The organism is Cupriavidus sp. FW305-3-2-15-C-LB2 (assembly GCF_058787575.1).
On record NZ_JBYSZW010000024.1, the window covers coordinates 47,673 to 67,229 of the forward strand.

General features: G+C 68.6%; 17 protein-coding genes. 11 read left to right on the forward strand and 6 right to left on the reverse strand.

From position 1 onward, the window contains the following. Positions 1 to 4 precede the first annotated feature (4 nt). The 5 genes from AC3WRR_RS18550 to AC3WRR_RS18570 all read left to right on the forward strand — a co-directional run bounded on the left by AC3WRR_RS18550 (position 5) and on the right by AC3WRR_RS18570 (position 5,755). Positions 5 to 961, forward strand: a complete 957-nt coding sequence (locus tag AC3WRR_RS18550; protein ID WP_011616772.1) for an ABC transporter permease — start codon at positions 5 to 7, stop codon at positions 959 to 961. Then, the gene (locus AC3WRR_RS18555) at positions 961 to 1,878 is read left to right on the forward strand and encodes an ABC transporter permease (protein WP_010811699.1); all 918 of its coding nucleotides are present in this window, start codon (positions 961 to 963) and stop codon (positions 1,876 to 1,878) included. Before AC3WRR_RS18550 ends, AC3WRR_RS18555 begins: the two co-directional genes overlap by 1 nt. Before the next feature lie 126 nt (positions 1,879 to 2,004). After that, positions 2,005 to 3,672, forward strand: coding sequence for an ABC transporter substrate-binding protein (locus AC3WRR_RS18560; RefSeq protein ID WP_010811700.1), 1,668 nt, complete (start codon positions 2,005 to 2,007; stop codon positions 3,670 to 3,672). A gap of 24 nt (positions 3,673 to 3,696) precedes the next feature. Beyond that, positions 3,697 to 4,698 carry an ABC transporter ATP-binding protein gene (locus tag AC3WRR_RS18565; RefSeq protein ID WP_492297774.1) on the forward strand — a complete coding sequence of 334 codons (1,002 nt, stop codon included), beginning with the start codon at positions 3,697 to 3,699 and terminating at the stop codon, positions 4,696 to 4,698. Between the two features lie 46 nt (positions 4,699 to 4,744). After that, the gene (locus AC3WRR_RS18570; RefSeq protein WP_492297796.1) at positions 4,745 to 5,755 is read left to right on the forward strand and encodes an ABC transporter ATP-binding protein; all 1,011 of its coding nucleotides are present in this window, start codon (positions 4,745 to 4,747) and stop codon (positions 5,753 to 5,755) included. Between the two features lie 14 nt (positions 5,756 to 5,769). Here the strand turns inward: AC3WRR_RS18570 and AC3WRR_RS18575 are convergent, their stop codons facing one another. The 3 genes from AC3WRR_RS18575 to AC3WRR_RS18585 form a co-directional block, all read right to left on the reverse strand. Further along, positions 5,770 to 7,008, reverse strand: a complete 1,239-nt coding sequence (locus AC3WRR_RS18575; RefSeq protein ID WP_010811703.1) for a TetR/AcrR family transcriptional regulator — start codon at positions 7,006 to 7,008, stop codon at positions 5,770 to 5,772. Positions 7,009 to 7,155: 147 nt separating this feature from the next. Further along, positions 7,156 to 8,739: a fatty acid--CoA ligase gene (locus AC3WRR_RS18580; RefSeq protein ID WP_010811704.1), complete on the reverse strand. Its 1,584-nt coding sequence runs from the start codon at positions 8,737 to 8,739 to the stop codon at positions 7,156 to 7,158. Between the two features lie 76 nt (positions 8,740 to 8,815). Further along, complete coding sequence (locus AC3WRR_RS18585) at positions 8,816 to 9,598, reverse strand: SDR family NAD(P)-dependent oxidoreductase (protein WP_011616767.1); 783 nt, start codon at positions 9,596 to 9,598, stop codon at positions 8,816 to 8,818. A gap of 264 nt (positions 9,599 to 9,862) precedes the next feature. Here AC3WRR_RS18585 and AC3WRR_RS18590 point away from each other — a divergent pair, with 264 nt between their 5' ends. Next, on the forward strand, positions 9,863 to 12,232 hold the full coding sequence (locus tag AC3WRR_RS18590) for a mechanosensitive ion channel family protein (protein WP_058697847.1): 2,370 nt from the start codon (positions 9,863 to 9,865) through the stop codon (positions 12,230 to 12,232). 27 nt (positions 12,233 to 12,259) lie between these two features. Here AC3WRR_RS18590 and AC3WRR_RS18595 read toward each other — a convergent pair whose 3' ends face one another. Together AC3WRR_RS18595 and AC3WRR_RS18600 are read right to left on the reverse strand one after the other, a co-directional pair. Beyond that, on the reverse strand, positions 12,260 to 12,688 hold the full coding sequence (locus tag AC3WRR_RS18595) for a type II toxin-antitoxin system VapC family toxin (RefSeq protein ID WP_011616765.1): 429 nt from the start codon (positions 12,686 to 12,688) through the stop codon (positions 12,260 to 12,262). Beyond that, positions 12,685 to 12,939, reverse strand: a complete 255-nt coding sequence (locus AC3WRR_RS18600; RefSeq protein WP_010811708.1) for a FitA-like ribbon-helix-helix domain-containing protein — start codon at positions 12,937 to 12,939, stop codon at positions 12,685 to 12,687. The genes AC3WRR_RS18595 and AC3WRR_RS18600 overlap by 4 nt, the downstream gene beginning before the upstream one ends. A 446-nt stretch (positions 12,940 to 13,385) precedes the next feature. On the opposite strand from AC3WRR_RS18600, the gene AC3WRR_RS18605 reads away from it, so the two are divergent. Further along, positions 13,386 to 14,582, forward strand: a complete 1,197-nt coding sequence (locus tag AC3WRR_RS18605) for a helix-turn-helix transcriptional regulator (RefSeq protein ID WP_010811709.1) — start codon at positions 13,386 to 13,388, stop codon at positions 14,580 to 14,582. A 19-nt stretch (positions 14,583 to 14,601) separates the two neighbouring features. Here the strand turns inward: AC3WRR_RS18605 and AC3WRR_RS18610 are convergent, their stop codons facing one another. Continuing rightward, positions 14,602 to 15,492: a LysR family transcriptional regulator gene (locus tag AC3WRR_RS18610; protein ID WP_454749292.1), complete on the reverse strand. Its 891-nt coding sequence runs from the start codon at positions 15,490 to 15,492 to the stop codon at positions 14,602 to 14,604. 106 nt (positions 15,493 to 15,598) lie between these two features. Between AC3WRR_RS18610 and AC3WRR_RS18615 the strand changes: the two genes are divergently transcribed. The 4 genes from AC3WRR_RS18615 to AC3WRR_RS18630 are packed head-to-tail and all read left to right on the forward strand — an operon-like array spanning position 15,599 to position 19,521. Continuing rightward, the gene (locus tag AC3WRR_RS18615) at positions 15,599 to 16,822 is read left to right on the forward strand and encodes a CaiB/BaiF CoA transferase family protein (protein ID WP_454749293.1); all 1,224 of its coding nucleotides are present in this window, start codon (positions 15,599 to 15,601) and stop codon (positions 16,820 to 16,822) included. Further along, positions 16,819 to 17,280, forward strand: a complete 462-nt coding sequence (locus tag AC3WRR_RS18620) for a MaoC family dehydratase (RefSeq protein ID WP_010811712.1) — start codon at positions 16,819 to 16,821, stop codon at positions 17,278 to 17,280. Before AC3WRR_RS18615 ends, AC3WRR_RS18620 begins: the two co-directional genes overlap by 4 nt. 50 nt (positions 17,281 to 17,330) lie before the next feature. Then, positions 17,331 to 18,320 carry a tripartite tricarboxylate transporter substrate binding protein gene (locus tag AC3WRR_RS18625; RefSeq protein ID WP_010811713.1) on the forward strand — a complete coding sequence of 330 codons (990 nt, stop codon included), beginning with the start codon at positions 17,331 to 17,333 and terminating at the stop codon, positions 18,318 to 18,320. A 40-nt stretch (positions 18,321 to 18,360) separates the two neighbouring features. Continuing rightward, a complete protein-coding gene (locus tag AC3WRR_RS18630; RefSeq protein WP_010811714.1) occupies positions 18,361 to 19,521 on the forward strand; it encodes an acyl-CoA dehydrogenase family protein in 1,161 nt (386 codons plus the stop codon). Positions 19,522 to 19,557 lie beyond the last annotated feature (36 nt).

Genomic DNA, 19,557 nt, shown 5'->3' on the forward strand with positions numbered 1-19,557 from the left:
TGCGATGAGCGCCTACGTGCTGCGCCGGCTGCTGGCGCTGATTCCCACGCTCTTGTTTGCCAGCCTGATCGTCTTCACCATCGTGCGCATGGTGCCGGGCGATGTGGTCGACCTGATGCTGAGCCAGAACGACATCAGCGCCGATACCCGTACCCGTGAAGACCTGGTCCGCGCCCTCGGCATGGACCGCCCGATGTGGCAGCAGTATGTGCACTGGGTCGGCGGCATCGTGCTGCGCGGCGACCTGGGCCAGTCGCTGTGGCAGGGCGAGCCGGTGCTGTCGATGGTGACCGCGCGCATTCCCGCCACCTTCTCGCTGGGCGTGATCGCGCTGGTGGTGGCGCTGTCGGTGGCGCTGCCGATCGGCGTGCTGTCGGCCATCCGCCAGGACAGCGCCGCCGACTATATCGCGCGCTCGTTCTCCATCCTGATGCTGGCCATCCCCAGCTTCTGGCTAGGCACCATGGTGATGGTGTTCCCGTCGGTCTGGTGGGGCTGGTCGCCCGAGGCCCGCTACGTGCCCTTCCATGAAGACCCGGTGCAGCATGTGCGCAACATGCTGATCCCCGCCATCGTGCTGGGCATGGCGCTGTCCGCCATCACCATGCGCATGACGCGCACCATGATGCTGGAGGTGCTGCGCCAGGACTATATCCGCACGGCCTGGGCCAAGGGCCTGAGCGAGCGCCTGGTGGTGCTGCGCCACGCCTTGCGCAATGCGCTGATCCCGGTGGTGACGCTGATCGGGCTGCAGGCGCCGCTGCTGATCGGCGGCGCGGTCATCATCGAGCAGATCTTCGCGCTGCCCGGCATGGGCCTGCTGCTGCTCGACGCCGTGCACCAGCGCGACTATCCGGTCATCACCGGCGTATTCCTGGTGGTGGGTGTCGCGGTGATGCTGATCAACCTGCTCGTCGACCTGAGCTACGGGCTGTTCGATCCGAAAGTGAGGCACCGCTGATGGCCAAGCCCGCCCTGCACCCCAATCCCGCCGCCCCCGCGGCCGCTGCCGCACCGGTCCGGCGCGCCGTGCCCGGCCGCGGGCTGCTCAGGCGGCTGTTCCGCGACAAGCCGCTGGGCGCCGCCGGCGCCGTCATCTGCGCCATCTTCCTGTTCTGCGGCGTGTTCGCCGACCTGCTGGCGCCGTACGGCATGAACGAGATCAGCATGCTGCAGCGGCTGCAGGCGCCCTCCTGGGCGCATCCGTTCGGCACCGACAACCTTGGCCGCGACATGCTGTCGCGCTGCCTGTACGGCGCGCAGCTGTCGGTGGTGATCGGCCTGAGCGCGGCCACGCTGGCCACGGCGATCTCGGTGCTGCTCGGCATCCTGACCGGCTACCTCGGCGGCAAGCTGGACCTGATCGTGCAGCGCATGGTCGATGCCTGGATGAGCTTCCCGGACCTCGTGATCCTGATCGTGGTGGTCTCGGTGCTGGGCCCGGGCAGCTGGCAGATCGTCTGCACGCTGGGGCTGCTGCTTGGCATCGGCGGCTCGCGCATCGTGCGCAGCGCGGTGGTCTCGGTGCGCGAGAACATGTATGTCCACGCCGCGCAGTCGATGGGCGCGTCCACCACGCGCATCCTGTGGCGCCATATCCTGCCCAATGTGCTGCCCCCGGTGATCGTGCTGTTCACCACCCGGGTCGGCACGGCAATCCTGGCGGAATCGGGCCTGTCCTTCCTGGGCCTGGGCGTGCCGCCGCCCGCGCCGACCTGGGGCGGCATGCTGTCCGGCGATGGGCGCACCTTCATGTTCCAGGGCCCCTGGCTGGCGCTGGCGCCGGGCATCTGCCTCACCATCGTGGTCTACGCGATCAACATCTACGGCGACGCCCTGCGCGACCTGCTGGACCCGCGCATGCGCGGCACACGCTAGCACCTGTCCCGAATTGCAGTCCCCTGCCGCTAGCGCGGTGGGGCACGGAATCTCCCGGCGGCGATGCCGCCGGGCCAACGGCAGTCGACCACGGAGGGCTTCGGTTTGAACACACAGGCATCCTCGATGTTGGCGGGCGTGGTGCTCGCATTGTGCGCGGCCACGGCCAACGCGCAGAGCGACGCGCCCAAATACGGCGGCACGCTGGAGATCGGCTCGGTCTACCCGACCATCTCGGCACTGTCATGGGACCTCGCCGACTGGAACTGGAAGCAGAACTACGACACCGGCCAGGTCTACGAGCAGCTGTTCGTGGCCGACCTGTCCAAGTCCAGGCGCCTCGGCGGCAAGTACAGCTTCCAGGCCGACGCGTGGCTGCCCGAGGACGCCATCCGCGGCGAACTGGCCGAAAGCTGGAAGTGGCTCGATCCGCAGACGCTGGAAGTCAGGCTGCGCAAGGGCGTCAGGTTCCCGGCCAAGCCCGGCGTGATGGAAGAGCGCGAACTGGTGGCGGACGACGTGGTCTTCAGCTACACGCGCCAGGCCGAAAGCGCGAAGAAGATCCCCACCTATTTCGACCACCTGGCCAAGGTGGAAGCGAAGGACAAGCATACGGTGCTGTTCCGCTTCAGCAAGTACAACGCCGAGTGGGACTACCGCTTCGGCTGGGGCTACTACTCCGGCATCATGCCGAAGGAGGTGGCCACCGCCGGCGCCGGCAACTGGAAGCACGTCAATGGCAGCGGCCCGTTCCAGCTGACCCAGTTCGTGCAGGGCAACGCCAGCACCTATACGCGCAACGCCTTGTACTGGGATACCGAGAAGGTGGGCAGCAAGGATTTCAAGCTGCCCTTCGTCGACAAGATGGTACTGCGCACCATCAAGGATGAAGCCACGCGCAACACCATGCTGCGCACGGGCAAGCTCGACGTCATGGAAGGCATACGCTGGACCTCGGTGGAAGAGCTGAAGAAGAGCGCGCCGCAGCTGCAGTGGTCGCGCTGGCTGTCCTTCACCGGGCAATACCTGGCCATGCGCGTGGACACCAAGCCCTTCAACGATATCCGCGTGCGCCGCGCGCTCAACATGGCGGTCAACAAGCAGGAGATCGTCAAGCAGTACTACGGCGGCAACGCGGAGCTGTTTGCCTATCCGCAGCACCCGGACTACGAGGGCTACTTCGAGCCGCTCAGCGCCATGCCTGAGAACGTGAAGGAGCTCTTCACCTACAACCCCGACAAGGCCCGCAAGCTGCTGGCCGAGGCCGGCTACCCCAAGGGCTTCAAGTTCAAGGTGCAGGTATGCGCCTGCGCGCCGGACCATATGGAGCTGCTGCCGCTGATTGCCGCGTACCTGGAACAGGTCAATGTGCGCATCGAGATCCAGCCGATGGAGTACGGCGCATTCCTGTCCGCGATGACGACGCGGACCAATGCGCCCGGCTACATGATGGCCAACGGCCATACCAATCCCACCACCACGATCCGCAAGAGCTTCGTGCCGGGACAGGTATGGAACGCCGCGCAGTGGGGCAACGACGCTTACACGAAGCGGGTCGAAGCCGCCTTTGAGCTGCGCGATCTCGGCAAGCGGCAGGAAGCGCTGCGCGGGCTGACGCGCGACATCCTGGCCGAGGCGCCTTATATCTGGCTGCCCACGCCCTACATGTACACCGCCTGGTGGCCATGGGTGCGCAACTACGGCGGCGAGCTGCGCGCGGGCGCGGTGCGGCCCGGGCCGATCTATGCACGCATGTGGATCGACCAGGACATGAAGAAGAAGCTTGGCTTCTGAGCCGCGCCACCCGAGGAGACACGCATGACGCAGCCCATCCTGCAGGTCAGGGACCTCACCACGCGCTTTCGCACCGATCGCGGCGTGGTGACCGCGGTCGACCAGGTCTCGTTCGACGTGGCCCCGGGCGAGACCCTGGCCATCGTCGGCGAATCCGGCTCGGGCAAGAGCGTGACGGCGCTGTCGATACTGGGCCTGATCCCCGCCCCGGGCGGTTCGATCGACTCCGGCGAGATCGTGTTCGAGGGCCAGGACTTGCTCAGGCTCGGCCCCCGCGGCATGCGTGCCATCCGCGGCAACCGGATCGCGATGATCTTCCAGGAGCCGATGTCATCGATGAACCCGGCGCTCACCATCGGCAAGCAGATTGCCGAGCCCATCCACCTGCATCGCGGACTGCCCTGGAAGACCGCGCTGGGGATGGCCGGCGAGCTGCTCGACAAGGTCCAGATCCCCGAGCCCCAGAGCCGGCTTTCAGCCTATCCGCACCAGTTTTCGGGCGGCATGCGGCAGCGCGCGATGATTGCCATGGCGCTGGCCTGCGAGCCGCGGCTGATCATCGCCGACGAGCCCACCACCGCGCTCGACGTCACCGTGCAGGCCCAGATCCTGGACCTGCTGAAGGACCTGGCCGAGCGCATGGGCACGGCACTGATCCTGATCACGCATGACCTGGGCGTGGTGGCGCGCTATGCCGACCGGGTTGCCGTGATGTACGGCGGCAGGCTGGTGGAAACCGCCTCCGCCGAGGCCCTGTACCGGCAGCCCGCCCACCCTTACACACGCGGGCTGATGGCCTCCGTGCCGCGCATTGACGGCGACACCCGGGAGCCGCTGGTTCCCATCGAAGGCCAGCCGCCCGACCTGACTGCGCTGGGCCCGGGCTGCGCCTTCCTGCCGCGCTGCAAGCAGGCGATCGACCAGTGCCGCAGCGCCCGGCCACCGTTGCTCGGCGTGCCGGACGCGGCCACGCGGCAGCTTTCCGACCAACATTTCAAGGCGTGCTTCCTCCATGAACTCCATTGAAGCGATAGCGGAGCCGGCAACGGGCAACGGCGGTGTGCAGGCGGGCATGCAGCATGACGTGCGGGCCGACGTGCAGAGTGGCGATGAGATCCTGCGCGTCGACGACCTCAAGGTGCATTTCCCGGTCACGCGCGGCGTGCTGCTCAAGCGCCAGGTGGGCTCGGTCAGGGCGGTCGACGGCGTGTCATTCACGCTGCGCCGTGGCGAGACCCTGGGCCTGGTCGGCGAAAGCGGCTGCGGCAAGTCCACCACCGGGCTTGCCATCCTCAAGATGCTGGCCGCCAGCGCCGGACGCATCGCCTTCCGCGGCGCCGACCTGGCCAGCTTCACGCGGGCGCAGGAGCAGCAATTCCGGCGCAGCGTGCAGATGGTCTACCAGGATCCCTTCGGCTCCCTGAACCCGCGCATGAAGGTCAGCGACATCATCAGCGAACCGCTGGAGGTGCATGATTTCCCCGGCGGTCGCAGCGCCCGCCGCGCGCGCGTGGCGGAGTTGCTGGACATGGTCGGGCTGCTGCCCTATATGGCGGACCGCTACCCGCACGAGTTCTCCGGCGGGCAGCGCCAGCGCATCGGCATCGCCCGCGCGCTGGCGCTCGGGCCCAGCGTCATCGTCTGCGATGAGCCGGTGTCGGCGCTCGACGTGTCGATCCAGGCGCAGGTGGTCAACGTGCTGATGTCGCTGCAGCGGCGGCTTGGCCTGTCCTACCTGTTCATCGCGCACGACCTGGCCGTGGTGCGGCATATCAGCGACCGCATCGCGGTGATGTACCTGGGCCGCATCGTCGAGATCGCGAGCCGCGAGGCGCTCTACGCCCGCCCCCGCCATCCCTACACCCAGGCGCTGCTGTCGGCGGTGCCGGTGGCCAGCGTGGAAGGCGAGCGCAGCCGCAAGCGCATCGTGCTGCAGGGCGAGGTGCCGAGCCCGATGAATCCGCCGTCGGGATGCCGCTTCCATACCCGCTGCCCGGTGGCGATGGCGCGTTGCCGCAGCGAAGACCCGGCGCTGCTGGCGCAGCCGGATGGCCAGATGGTGGCCTGCCACCTCTACACTTGAGCGTGTGCTAGCGCTCAGGGCTCCGAGAGGATCCCCATCAGCAACGGCCGCACGAACAGGTCAGCGGCGTTGTCCGCATGGGCATCGCGCACCCAGCGGGACAACTCCACCGCGGCATTGATCATGCCGTTGACCTGCAGCGCGGCAATGGACTGGTCCAGTGCCCGGATCGAGCCATCCTGCATGCCCAGCACCAGGAAGCGCACGATCCGCGCCGACAGCCGGCTCATGGTCAGCATCTTCTCCTTGCGCATGTCCTCGGGCAGCGCGCCATAGATGGTCAGGCGCAGCAGCGGCCCCTGGCTGGAGAACTGGTATTGCACCAGCGCCCGCGACACCGCGCACAGCTTGTCCCAGCCAGTGCCCGGGCCGTTCTCCACCAGCGTCTGGGTATTGCGGATCACTGCAAACATGCGGTCGACGCAGGCCGAGATCAGGTCGTCCTTGTTCTCGTTGTGGTGATAGAACGCGCCCTTGGTCAGGTTCAGCCGCGCCGAGATGCGGTCGGCCGACGCGCCGCGATAGCCCTGCTCGTTGAGCAGCTCGGTCGCGGCGCGCAGGAACGCCTCCTGCGTGGTCTCGGGCCTGTCCGGCGCAGGCAGCAGCGCGGATACGTCCATCTGCGCATGCCAGCGGGCCGACGGCGCGGCAATGCCGTGCAGCAGCACGTCGACCACGGTCTGCGCCACCTTCGGATAGTCCTCGGGCTCATAGCGCTCCACCCACGACATCGCGCCGGTCGCCAGCGACAGCAGCAGGTGAGCGCGCGCGCTCAGCGCACTGCGCTGCGCCGGATCGGCCGGCGGGCGCTCGCGCAGCAGCTGGCGGATGCGGCGGAACATGTCGGTGTAGGCGTCGAATGCGATATCGGCATGGCTGTCCGGCAGCGCCCGGATCTCGCGAAAACTCATCAGTTCAGGCCGCTCGCCGGTGGCGGTGCGCGCCAGGCGCTCGAAAAACAGCGCGATGAAGGCCTTTACCCGTTCGCGCGGCGCCGGCTGCTGCTGGGCCGCACTGGCGATGTCCACCATCTCGCCGATGGCGCGCAGCAGGCACGCCACCACCAGGTCTTCCTTCTTGCGGTAGTAGTACGTGATGCTGTTGGTGCTCAGGCCCACGTCCTCCGCCACATCCGACAAGGTGGTGCCCCGTACGCCCTGGTGATTGAAGCGCCGCGCGGCGGCGTCCAGGATGGCCTCGCGCTTTTCGACATAGCGGCGGGTCAGGCGGGCTTGCGCGGGGTCCTTGGACATGGCTGGGGGATGTGGTCGCGCAATATTGCGAGTGGACGTGGTGAGGCGGCACAGTGCCTGCGCGGATTATAGCGGGCGCCCCGCTCCCTGCCCGCCAATGCAAAAGCCCGCCAGTGACGGCGGGCTCGTGCTTGCTGCTTGCCGGCGTCAGTTCACCCGCCGGTTCATCCCTTCCCAGAACGGCTCGCGCAGCTTGCGCCGCAGCAGCTTGCCCGATGGGTTGCGCGGCAACGCCTCGACAAACTCGATGCTCTTGGGCACCTTGAAGCCCGCCAGCCGCTGGCGCGTCCACGCGATGATGCCGGCCTGGTCCGGCGCCTGTCCCGGCTTGAGCACGACGATGGCCTTGACCGCCTCGCCCCACTTCTCGTCCGGCACACCAACCACCGCCACGTCGGCCACCTGCGGGTGGCCGTAGATCGCGCTTTCGACCTCGGCCGGATAGACGTTCTCGCCGCCGCTGATGATCATGTCCTTGACGCGGTCATGGATGTACAGGTAGCCCTCGGCATCCAAGTAGCCCGCGTCGCCGGTGCGCAGCCAGCCTTCGGCGTCGATGGTGCGCGCGGTCTCTTCGGGCTGCTTCCAGTAGCCGGCCATGTTGTGCTGCGAGCGCACCACGAGCTCGCCGACCTCGCCGGGCGCGAGCTGGCGGCCTTCATAGTCGACCACCTTGATCTCCACGCCAGGCAGCGGCTTGCCCGCGGCACGCATGCGCGGCACTTCCTCGGTGGTGTGGTCCTCGGGCGGCAGCGCCACGATGGTGCCGGTGGTCTCGGTCATGCCGTACTGCTGCACGAAGCCGCAGCCGAACACCTCGATGCCCTCGCGCAGCAGCGCCGCGGGAATCGGCGCGGCGCCGTACAGCAGGTACTTCAGGCGCGAGTAGTCCACCTGGCGCGCGCGCGGGTCGCGCAGCACGATCTGCATCGCGGCCGGCACCAGGAACAGCTTGCTGATGCGTTCCTTCTCGATAAAGTCGAGCACCGCGCGCGGATCGAACTCGCGCGCGACCACGCCCTTGGCACCGGACAGCAGGTTGCGCAGGCCCCAGCCGGAGCCGCCGATATGCGCCACCGGCATCGCCACCAGCGAAACATCGTCGGCGACCCAGTGCGACCAGAGCAGGTTCTCGCGCTCGCTGACTTCGGTGCCGATGGTCAGGTTGCGGTGCGTGAGCATCGCGCCCTTGGGCCGGCCGGTGGTGCCGGATGTGTACAGCTGCAGCAGCACGTCATGCGCGGCTGGCTGGTGCGCGGGCGGCGTGTCCGGCTGCGCGTCGCGCCAATCGGTGTAGCACTGCCACTCGCCTTGCCCGGCGCACGGCTCCATCACCACCACCTTGCGCACCATCGGCAGCGCGGGCAGCAGGTTCCGGACCATTGCCGCCGATTCCGCCCCGACGAAGAGCACCACGGCATCGCAATGGCCGAGGATGAATTCCACCTCGGGCGGCGCCAGGCGCCAGCTGGCCGGCGTCATCACCGCGCCGATCTTGGACGCGCCAAGCAGCAGCTCGAAATAGTGGTCGCTGTTCTTGCCGATATAGCCAATGCGCTCGCCGACCCCGGCGCCTTCAGCCAGCAGGGCCTGGGCCACGCGATTGGTGTTCCGCTCGAACCCGGCATAGGTGGTCTGCCGGCCTTCGAACGCATACGCCACCGCCTCGGGCCGCAGGCGCGCGAAGTGGCGTACCGCGTGGGGCAGTGTCGTCAGATAGCTGAAGTCCATCCGCGTCTCCTGATTTTGAGAGTGTCCGGACCAGCGGTGCGCGGGGCCCGGACACGACGATGTGCTGGCGCTACGCTCAGCGCGGCGCCATGCGGATGGCGCCGTCGAGGCGCACCGACTCGCCGTTGAAATAGCCGTTGCGACACATCTCGACGGCCAGCGAGGCGAACTCTTCCGGCTGCCCCAGGCGCTTGGGGAACGGCACCGAAGCCGCCAGCGCGGCCTTGACGTTCTCTGCCGCGCCCTGCAGCAGCGGGGTATTGAAGATGCCCGGCAGGATGGTGTTGACGCGAATGCCTTCGCCCGCCAGGTCGCGCGCGATCGGCAGCGTCATGCCGACCACGCCGGCCTTCGATGCCGAGTACGCGGCCTGGCCCATCTGGCCGTCCTGCGCCGCCACCGACGCGGTATTGATGATCACGCCGCGCTCGCCGCCGGCGCTGTCCAGCGTCAGCATGCCCGCGGCCGAGCGCGCGATGCAGCGGAAGGTGCCGATCAGGTTGATCTGGATGATGCGCTCGAAGGCATCGGTCGGGAAATGCTTGATCTGGTCCGGCGCTTCCTTGGAACGCGAGGCGGTCTTGATGGCGTTGCCGGTGCCGGCGCAGTTGACCAGGATGCGTTCCTGGCCGATGGCGGCGCGCGCCCTGGCAAAGCCGGCCTCGACCTCGGCCTCTGAGGTGACGTTGACCTGGCAGAACACGCCGCCCAGTTCACGCGCCAGCGCTTCGCCCTTCTCCACGTTGAGGTCGAACAGCGCCACGCGCACGCCCTGCGCTGCCAGCGCACGTGCCGTCGCCGCGCCCAGGCCCGAAGCGCCCCCCGTCACCACTGCCGATACCGATGCATTGAGTTCCATATGTATTTCCCTTGTCTCTTGTTCCTGGCCCGGCCGGATCCAGCGCGGCCCCGCGGTCTGATAAAGCCGGCAGGCGCAAGAATCGCCTGTACCGGAGTGGGGTCGAGATTCGTGGATCGGCCGTTGCCACGCATCGTCCGAAGCGACGAATGAGGATGGCGCGGGCCTGCGGCGCGCTCCGGCACCCGGCGCGACCGATGCGCTACAGTGACGCGATCGACGGCCATTCCGGCGCCGCCCGGCACCGGCAACCGACTACGGACCATGCACAAACCCGAACACCACGCCCCCACCCCTGCGCCCCGCTGGCATGCCGCCTTGCAGCCGGTGCTGCGTGCGCTCGCCATGCTGGCCGCGCTGTTGACGCTGCTGTGCGCCATCCCGGCGCACGCCACCCCGGCCGGCTCCCTCGCGGCACTGCTGGGCAAGGCGGAGAAACCCGCGGCGCCGGCCAGCGCACCCGCCGCCAGCGTGCCGCTGGCGCAGTCGCTGGACCAGGTGATCGCCACGCTGCAGAACGACGGCGAGCGGCGCGCCCTGGTGGGCCAGCTGCAAACCATGCGCCAGGGGCTGGGTGCCTCCGGGGCCGCGCCGGCCTCCGCCGCGACAGCCCCAGCCGGCGCCTCCGCGCCCGGCCTGATCGGTGCCGTCGCTGAAGTGCTGGACGAGGTCGATTCCCATCTGCGCGAGGATCGCGGCCCGTGGCAGTTCTGGCGCTGGCGCACGCGCTTCGCGGGCGAGGAATGGCACGCCGCGCTCACCCACAACGGCATCGGCACGACGCTGGCCTCGCTGCGTGAATTCGCGCTGGTGCTGGCAGTCTGGGCGGTGAGCGGCGGGGCCTTGTGGGAGATCGGCCACCGCATCCGGCGCCGGCGCGCGGGCAAACCCACGCGCGCCGAGCGCGGCAAGCTGCCCGAGCTGCCATCGTGGGTCGACGTCGGCGTCTTCATGCTGCGCCATATCGGGCCGTGGGTGGTGGCATTCGGGCTGACGTTGCTGCTGGCCCAACACATGTTTGCCCAATCGCCAGCCAGCGTCGCCGCCGTGCTGGTGGCGTATGCGATCGTGGCCGGTGCGATCGCGGCAGCGGTGTGCCAGGTCATCTTCACGCTGTTCCGCACCGCGCACCGGCAGCTGGCGGTGCGGCAACTGCTGGCGCACTCACCGTGGCTGCTGTTCTGCACAGGGGCGCTGGCAGCACTGGGCGACGGCGCCACCGACAGCCGCGTGATCGCCGTGCTCGGCACCAACCTGTGCGCGCTGGTGGCCACCGTGGCCAATATCGCCGCGGCACTGGGCATCGGCGCGTTCGCGCTGTGTTTCCGCCGGCAGATTGGCCAGCTGATCGGGCTGCGGCCGCTGGCCTTCCGCCAGGCGCGCCCGGCCGTGACCGACCTGCTGCGGCTGGCCGGCCAGGCCTGGCACCTGCCGGTGCTGGCAGTGGTGGTGGCATCGGTGGTCGGCACCATCCTGGCCACCGGCAATGCGGATGTGTTCCTGCGCCGCACGGTGGCGTCGGTGGCGCTGTTCCTCGCCGGGCTGCTACTGACGATGGTGGTGGGGCACTCGCCCAAGGCCACCGCGCGCGCGCCGCGCATCCGCGACCGCCGCCGCTCGGCCTACCTGCAGCGCTTCGGGCGCTTTGCGCTGGCGCTGGTGCGCGTGCTGATCTGGGCGGTCTTCATCGAGATGGTGATGCGCGTCTGGGGCACGTCGCTGGTGCGCCTGGCCGAGTCGTCCGCCGCGGGCCGCCATCTCACCGAGACGGTCTTCAGCGTCACCAGCACCGTGCTGCTGGCCTGGCTGGTCTGGCTGCTGATCGACACCGCCATCATGCAATCACTGTCGCCGGCGCACGGGCGCGGCGCGCAGCCCAGCCTGCGGGCCAAGACCATCCTGCCGCTGGTGCGCAACGCCTCGTTCATCGGCCTGCTGGTGATCACGGTGATCGCGGTGCTGGCCAACCTGGGCGTCAACGTGACGCCGCTGCTGGCCGGCGCGGGCGTGGTCGGCCTGGCCATCGGCTTCGGCGCGCAAAGCCTGGTGCAGGACCTGATCACGGGGCTGTTCATCGTGGTCGAGGACTCCATCGCCATCGGCGACTCGATCGAGCTGCCGGACCACGCCGGCGTGGTCGAAGCCATGACCATCCGCACGGTCAAGCTGCGCGACGGCCGCGGCGCGCTGCACACGCTGCCGTACAGCCAGATCAAGGCAGTCAAGAACCTGTCGCGCGGCTATGGCTACGCGGTGTTCAACATCGGCATCACCTACCAGAGCGACCTGGACCAGGCGCTGGAGCTGATCCGCACCACCGGCGCCGAACTGGCGCGTGACCATCGCTACGCGCGCAACCTGATGTCGGGGCTGGACGTCCTGGGGCTGGACCGGTTCGACCCGAACGGCCCGGTGGTGATGGCACAGTTCAAGACCCGGCCGCTGATGCAGGCCGAGATCACGCGCGCCTTCAATGCGCGGCTCAAGCGCAATTTCGACGCCAACGACATCCGCATGGCATCGCCGAGCCTGACGATCCAGGTGGATGGCGGCGCGGCGCAACTGCTGGATCCGGAAACCGCCAACGAAAAAGCCACCCAACGGGCGGCTGATCCGACAATTCAGGGACAGTAGCAACGCGGTTGGCGCGGGCGTTCCCCTTCACGACGGAGGCGGCGCCTGCCACGGATTGAGCACCTGCAGCCCGGCCGCTTCAAAGGGCGACACGTCCCGTGTCGCGACCATCATGCCGTTGGCCGCGGCAATCGCGGCGATGTAGCCATCCGGCGCGGGAAGGCCGCGGCCACGGCTTCTGGCGGCAACGGCGAGTTCCGCATAGTGCCGGGCCGCATTCGTGTCGAACGGCAAGATGCGCCCTTCGAACAGCGTCACCAGGCCGTCCAGCGCAGCGGCCAGCATGGCGCGGCGCCTGTCCGCCGGCAGCGCGCCGATGCCGAACAGCAGTTCGGCCAGCGTCACACTGGACAGGTACAAGGTCTCGGCGGCCTGGTCGTTGAGCCAGCCGCGCACGGCGTCGGCCGGTTCCGGCTTCATGGCCTCGGAAATAACGTTGGTATCCAGGACGATCATTCAAACCTCACCGGCTCGGCCGCTGCCTTGTCCTTGCCCTGCCCGATCGCTTCAACGTCCGCATTCGACAGGCCGATCTCGCGGCCAAGCATCGCCAGCGCATCGCCCAGGCGCACGCGCTTCTGCGGCATCACCGCGCTGGCCAGGATCTGACGCACCTCAGCCTCGGTACTGCGTCCGTTCCGGGCGGCACGGACCCGCAGCGCACGATGCACGTCGTCGGGCACATTTCTAACGGTCAGGATCGGCATGATTGCCCTCATTAATGCAGTCAATGACTGCATTATTATGCCAACGCTGTCACCCAAGCAAGTACTGTGCTCTTGCTGCGTTGAACCTGTGGCACAAGCGCCAACAGAATCGTGGCGCATGTGGAACGTCGCGCACTATTTCAGTGCTGAAAATTCCTTTCTTTCCGGGGCGCTACCATCGCGCTGCGGCATGATCACGTCCCTGCCTGGCCTGGCGGGGAGTTACGCCGTGCAATCCGTATTTTCCCCCCCGATACGGGGGATAAAACAAACAACATTGTTTGGCATGATTGCGTTACGGCGGACATGACGGGACAATGCGCGCCGCCAGCAGCATCCGTATCGGCGCAGATGCAGAACGCTAGAACGGAACCGATAACACAAAAAGATGTAGCCACTTGCCGTGGCACAGAGCAATAGGCGTTTGCCACCGGGGGGATCTGAACATGGGCGAACACCCGACTACGGACGAGGACTTCCATCGTCTGGTCGACTCAATCTACGAGTCCGCGCTGGACGTTGCGGCCATGCCCGCCGCCCTCGACCTCTTTTCCCGATACACCTGCACAGGCAGCCCGCGTTACCTGATCTGGGACAAGCTGGCCGGCCACGCCCGCCTTGGCGTGACCCCGCACGGCTGCTTCACCAGCGGCGCCAGCATGCCCGACTGGCTGCCCGGTCCGCTCGACCTGCCCCATGCGGGCGCTTGCTGCGCCCCCAATGACGCCCCCGCGCTGGCCTGCGACGGTGCCGCCGCGCTGGTGGCCTCGCACCATGGCGGCATGGCGGATGCGGCCACGGCTGCGCTGGCCTGCAGCGGACTGGAACAAGGCATCCGCCTGATCGAGAACGCCGAGGTTTGCGTGCTGATGAGCGGCACCAGCGCGGGCAGCATCAGCGTGGGCCAGCGCGAGCGGCGCCTGGCCCACGTGATGCCGCACTGGGTGCGCGCGGCACGGATGCAGCAGCGCAACTTCGAGCTGAGCGGACTGGCCAGCCTGGGACTGGCCGGGCTGGATACGCTGGACTTCGGCGTGATGGTGCTGCAGGCCGACCTGCGCGTGCGCTATGCCAACAGCTGGGCCGAGGCGCTGGTGCAGGCCGACGGCCACCTGTCGCTGCAGGGCGGCGTGCTGCGCGCCCACAGCGAGACCCTGCAGGCGGTGCTGCGCAAGCTGCTTGACGGTGCCATGCGCGCGCGCGGCACTGAGGCGGCCTCCGGCTCGTGGATGCACATCACCTCCGGCGGACAGCCGGTGCCGATCATCGTCACGCCGCTGGTCTCGCGCCAGCCGGTGGAGGGCCCGTGGCAGCTGCCGGCCGCGATGATGCTGTTCGGCAACTCGGAATCGCGCTCGGTGCTGGATGCCGGCGTGCTGACCTCGCTGTTCGGGCTGTCGCGCAAGGAGAGCATTATCGCGGTCCGCCTGGCTGCCGGCGAAACCCTCAACGAGATTGCCGAGCGCGAATTTCTCTCTCCCCACACCGTGCGCGTGCATATCCGCGACACGCTGCGCAAGACCGGCACGCATCGCCAGTCAGAGCTGGTGCGGCTGCTGCACCTGCTGCCGGGCGTGAACCTGGAGCGCGCCAGCGTGACCCCGGCTGTGCGGCCGCGCGCGCCGCGCCCGCGCGCCGCCTGAGGCGCCGCACCACCCCGCATCAGTTCACTGCCGCCTGCGCCGCCGCCAGGAAGCGCTGCACCTGGCGGTCGCCGTCATCGGGCCGCGCCGCCAGCGCAATGCCGATGCGCCCGGCCGGCCGCGGGCTGGACAATGGCAGGAAGCGCACGCGCAGGTTGGCGTAGCGCGCCGCCACGCTCGGCACCAGGGCCACGCCAAGCCCGCTCTCGACCAGGCTGACCTGGGTCTGCACCTGCACCGCCTCCTGCGTGACACGCGGCACAAAGCCCGCCTGCTGGCACAGCAGCATTGCCACCGCGTGCAGGTTGGGCACCTGCGCCGCCGGATACATGATGAAGGGCTCGTCCGCAAGCGCGCGCAGCGGGATGGCGTCTGCGCCTGCCAGCGGACTGTCAGCCGGGACTGCCGCGACAAAGACGTCGTTTTCCAGCGGCGTCAGCGAATAGTTGCCGGTGTTCAGGATCGGAAAGCGCACCAGGCCGGCGTCGATCTGGTGCTTTTCCAGGCGGTCCAGGATCGCGGCGGTGGTGGATTCATGCAGGATCAGCTCGATGCCGGGATGCGCCGCGCGGAACGCCGGGATCAGCTTGGGCAGCAGCGCATACGTCGCCGAGCCGATAAAGCCGATGCGCAGCGCGCCGCGCTCGCCCTGCCCCGCGGCGATCGCGGCGGCACGTGCCTGCTGCGCATGGAACAGTGCACGGCGCGCATCGTGCAGCGCAGCCTCGCCCGCCTGCGTCAGCCTCACCCCGCGCGAGGTGCGCACGAACAGCGCCGTGCCAAGCTGGTCCTCGAGCTTGCGGATGGAAATGGAAAGCGGCGGCTGCGCCATGTGCAGGCGTTCAGCGGCGCGGTGGAAGTTGCCCGTCTCGGCCAGGGCGACGAACTGCTGCAGCTGGCGGAAGTCCATGGCTCGTTAATATCCTGTGAATATCGATTTCTAAAAAACTAATATTAGACCAAGCCTCGCCTGCTGATCTACCCTGTGCCCCACAGTCAACAAGATCGGAGACAACATGCTGCCGCTTGCAGGCATCCGCGTGGTCGACCTGTCCACCGTGGTGATGGGGCCCTATGCCAGCCAGTGGCTGGCCGACCTCGGCGCCGAGGTGATCAAGGTCGAGCCGCCCGAGGGCGATTCCACGCGCCGCACCGGCCCCGCCGCCGAGCCCGGCATGGCGGCCATTTTCCTGGGCGTGAACCGCAGCAAGCGCAGTGTGGTGCTGGACCTGAAGCAGCCGGCCGCCCAGGCCGCTCTGGACCGCGTGCTGGCCGGCGCCGACGTGCTGATGCACAGCATGCGCCCGCAAAAGCTGGCCGCACTGGGGCTGGCGCCCGACGACATGCGGGCGCGCCACCCGGAGCTGGTCTTTGTCAGCCTGCTCGGCTTTGCCGAGGATGGCCCTTATGGCGGGCGCCCGGCGTACGACGACATCATCCAGGGCCTGTCCGGCAATGCCGCGCTGATGGCGGCGCAAACCGGCGACAGCCGCTATTTCCCCACCATTGCCGCGGACAAGACCAGCGGGCTGGTGGCCGCGCTGTCGGTCTGCGCGGCGCTGGCCGGGCGCGCGCGGCGCAATGCCGATGGCGGCAGCGGCCACGGCACGCTGGTCGAAGTGCCGATGTTCGAATCCATGGTCGCCTTCAACCTGGTCGAGCACTTCTACGGCCGCCATTTCGAGCCGCCGCGCGGCCCCAGCGGCTATCCGCGCGTGCTGGCACCGCTGCGCCGCCCGTACCGCAGCGCCGACGGCTATGTCTGCATGATGCCGTACACCGACGCGCACTGGTGCGACTTCTTCCACGCCGCCGGGCGCCCCGAGCTGGCCGCCGATGCGCGCTTTGCCGACATCGCGGCACGCACGCGGCATATCGAGACGCTGTACGAGCTCACCGGCGAAATCGTGCACGGACAGACCACCGCGCACTGGGTTGAGCTGTGCGAACGCCTGCAGATCCCGGTGGCGCGCATCAATGAACTCGACGACCTGCCGGCCGATCCGCACCTGGCCGCCACTGGCTTCTTCGAAACCGTCGAAGACCCGGCCATGGGCACGCTGCGTTTTCCCGGCGCGCCGGTGCGTTTCGACAGCCAGCGCGCGCCGCTGGGCATCCCGCCGCGGCTGGGCGAGCACACCGCGAGCGTGCTGGCCCAGGCGGGACTGTCCGCAGAAACGATCGCGCAATTGCAACTAAGCGGTGCCGCACGCTGCGCACCCGCCAAGGAGACACCATGAAGCATGCAGAACTGCCCCGCCTCGGCCAGGGCTTCTACTGGCAGGACCTGCAGGAGGGCCAGGCCTTCCGCACCTTCGCCCGTACCGTGACCGAGACCGACCTGGTCAATTTCATCTCCGTCACCGGCATGGTCGAGGCCATCTTCATCGAAGCCGGCTATGACGGTGGCGCCATCCAGGGCCGGCCGGTGCCGGCGGCGCTGACCTACACGCTGATCGAGGGCTTCATCCTGCAGACCATGATCCAGGGCACCGGGCTGGCCATGCTGGAACTCACGCAGCAGATCCACGCCCCGGTGGTGGTGGGCGACACCATCCACGCCACCGTGACCGTGACCGGCATCCGCCCCACTTCGCGCAACGGCCGGGCGGTGGTGGATTCGCGCATCGAGGTGTTCAACCAGCGCGGGGAGCAGGTCATGACCTACACCGCGCGCCGGTTGCTGGCGGGACGCTGAACCCACGGCGGCATCCGCCGCGTGGCTGCATGGATGGAGGAGACAAGCACATGAAGGCAAAGACTTTCATCACGACACTGGCTGCCGCGGCAGCCATCGTATTGCCGGCGATGCTGGCGCAGCCGGCGGCGGCGGCCGATGCCGCCTACCCGTCGCACCCGATCCGCATGGTGGTGCCGTTCCCGCCGGGCGGCCCGACCGACCTGGTGTCGCGCGTGATCGCACGGCGCATGAGCGAGACGCTCGGCCAGCAGGTGCTGGTCGACAACCGGCCCGGCGCCAACGGCAATATCGGCGCGGAGATCGTCGCCAAGGCGCCGGCCGACGGCTATACGGTGCTGTACAACACCTCGTCGATCGCGCTGAGCCCGGCGCTCTACCGCAAGCTCAGCTACGACGTGAAACGCGATTTCGCGCCGGTGGCGCTGACGGCAATGGTGCCGCTGGTGCTGGAGGTCAACGCGCAGCTGCCGGTACAGAACGTGAAAGAGTTCATCCAGTACCTGAAGGCCAACCCCGACAAGCTCACCTACGGCTCGGCCGGCAACGGCAACGTGACGCACCTGGCGGCCTTCATGTTCCTGCAGGCCAACGGTCTGTCGGCAGTGCATGCGCCCTACAAGGGCAGCGCGCCGGCACTGACCGACCTGGCCAGCGGACAGGTGCAGTTCATGGCCGACACCATCAATTCATCGCTGCCCTTCATCCGCGACAAGCGCATGCGCGCGCTGGCCGTCACCAGCACCACGCGCAGCGCCCAGTTGCCGGACGTGCCCACCCTTGCCGAAACCGTGCAGCCGGGCTTCGAGGTCGGCGCCTGGCAGGGCATGATGGTGCCGGCCAGGACACCGGCCGAGATCGTGCGCAAGCTCAATGCCGCCGCCACCAAGGCGCTGGCCCACCCCGAGACGCGCGCAAGCCTGGCCGCGCAGGGGGCGGAGCCGCGCGGATCGACCCCGGAGGCCTACGCCGCCTACCTCAGCGCGGAAATGACGCGCTGGCAGAAGGTCGTGAAGGATTCAGGCGCGACGCTGGACTGAGACCGCTGGCACCAGCCAATACCAGACACAGGATTTCACCGTGACCGCATTGCTTTCCACTTTCGGCCTGACCTCCCTGCCGCCGCACGCCGTGGCGTTCCGCGGCGAGGTGCGGGCCTTTCTCGATGAACACCTGCCCGCGCTGCCGCCGGAAACGCGCGCGCGCTCGTGGATGGGCTTTGACGCCGCCTTCAGCCGGGCGCTGGCCGCGCGCGGCTGGGTCGGCATCACGCTGCCGGCGCAGTTCGGCGGCGCGGGCCTGGACCCGTTTTCGCGTTTCGTGCTGGTGGAAGAACTGCTGGCCTGCGGCGCGCCGGTGTCGGCGCACTGGATCGCCGACCGCCAGAGCGGCCCGCTGATCCTGCGCTACGGCAACGACGCGCAGAAGGCGCGCTACCTGCCCGCGATCAGCCGCGGCGAGGCCTTCTTCTGCATCGGCATGAGCGAGCCCAACTCCGGCTCGGACCTGGCCAGCGTGGCCACGCGCGCGGTGCGCCAGGCGGACGGCAGCTGGCGCCTGAACGGCCGCAAGATCTGGACTACCAATGCCGACCGCTGCCACTTCATGATCGCGCTGGTGCGCACCTCGGGCACGCCGCAGGACCGGCAGGCCGGACTGTCGCAGTTCATCGTCGATCTGCACGCACCGGGCGTGACGGTGCGGCCGATCCACGACCTGGCGGGCGACGCGCACTTCTCCGAAGTCACCTTCGACGACGCGGCGCTGGCCCCGGACGCGCTGGTCGGCCAGGAAGGCAGCGGCTGGGAGCAGGTCAACGCCGAGTTGGCGTTCGAGCGCAGCGGCCCGGAGCGCCTCTACTCCAGCGTGGTGCTGCTCGACACCTGGCTCGACGCCATGCGCCGGCTGCCGCCGGCACGCCGCGACACGGTGACCGCGGGCCGGCTCGCCGGCCACCTGGCGGTGCTGCGCGCCATGTCGCTGGCCGTCACGTCGCGGCTGGCCGCCGGTGAAAGCCCGGTGGTGGAGGCCGCGCTGGTGAAGGACCTGGGCACGACCTTCGAGCAGTCGATCCCCGCGCTGGTGGAAGCCGCGCTCGGTGATGAACCCGCCCTGGCGGCCGATGGGGCGCTGTACCGCACCCTGGCCTATGTCACGCAGATCGCGCCGTCGTACTCGCTGCGCGGCGGCACCCGCGAAATCCTGCGCGGCATGATCGCGCGCGGGCTCGGCCTGCGCTGAATCCGCCCCCGTCGACCGCCATCCTGAACGAGATAC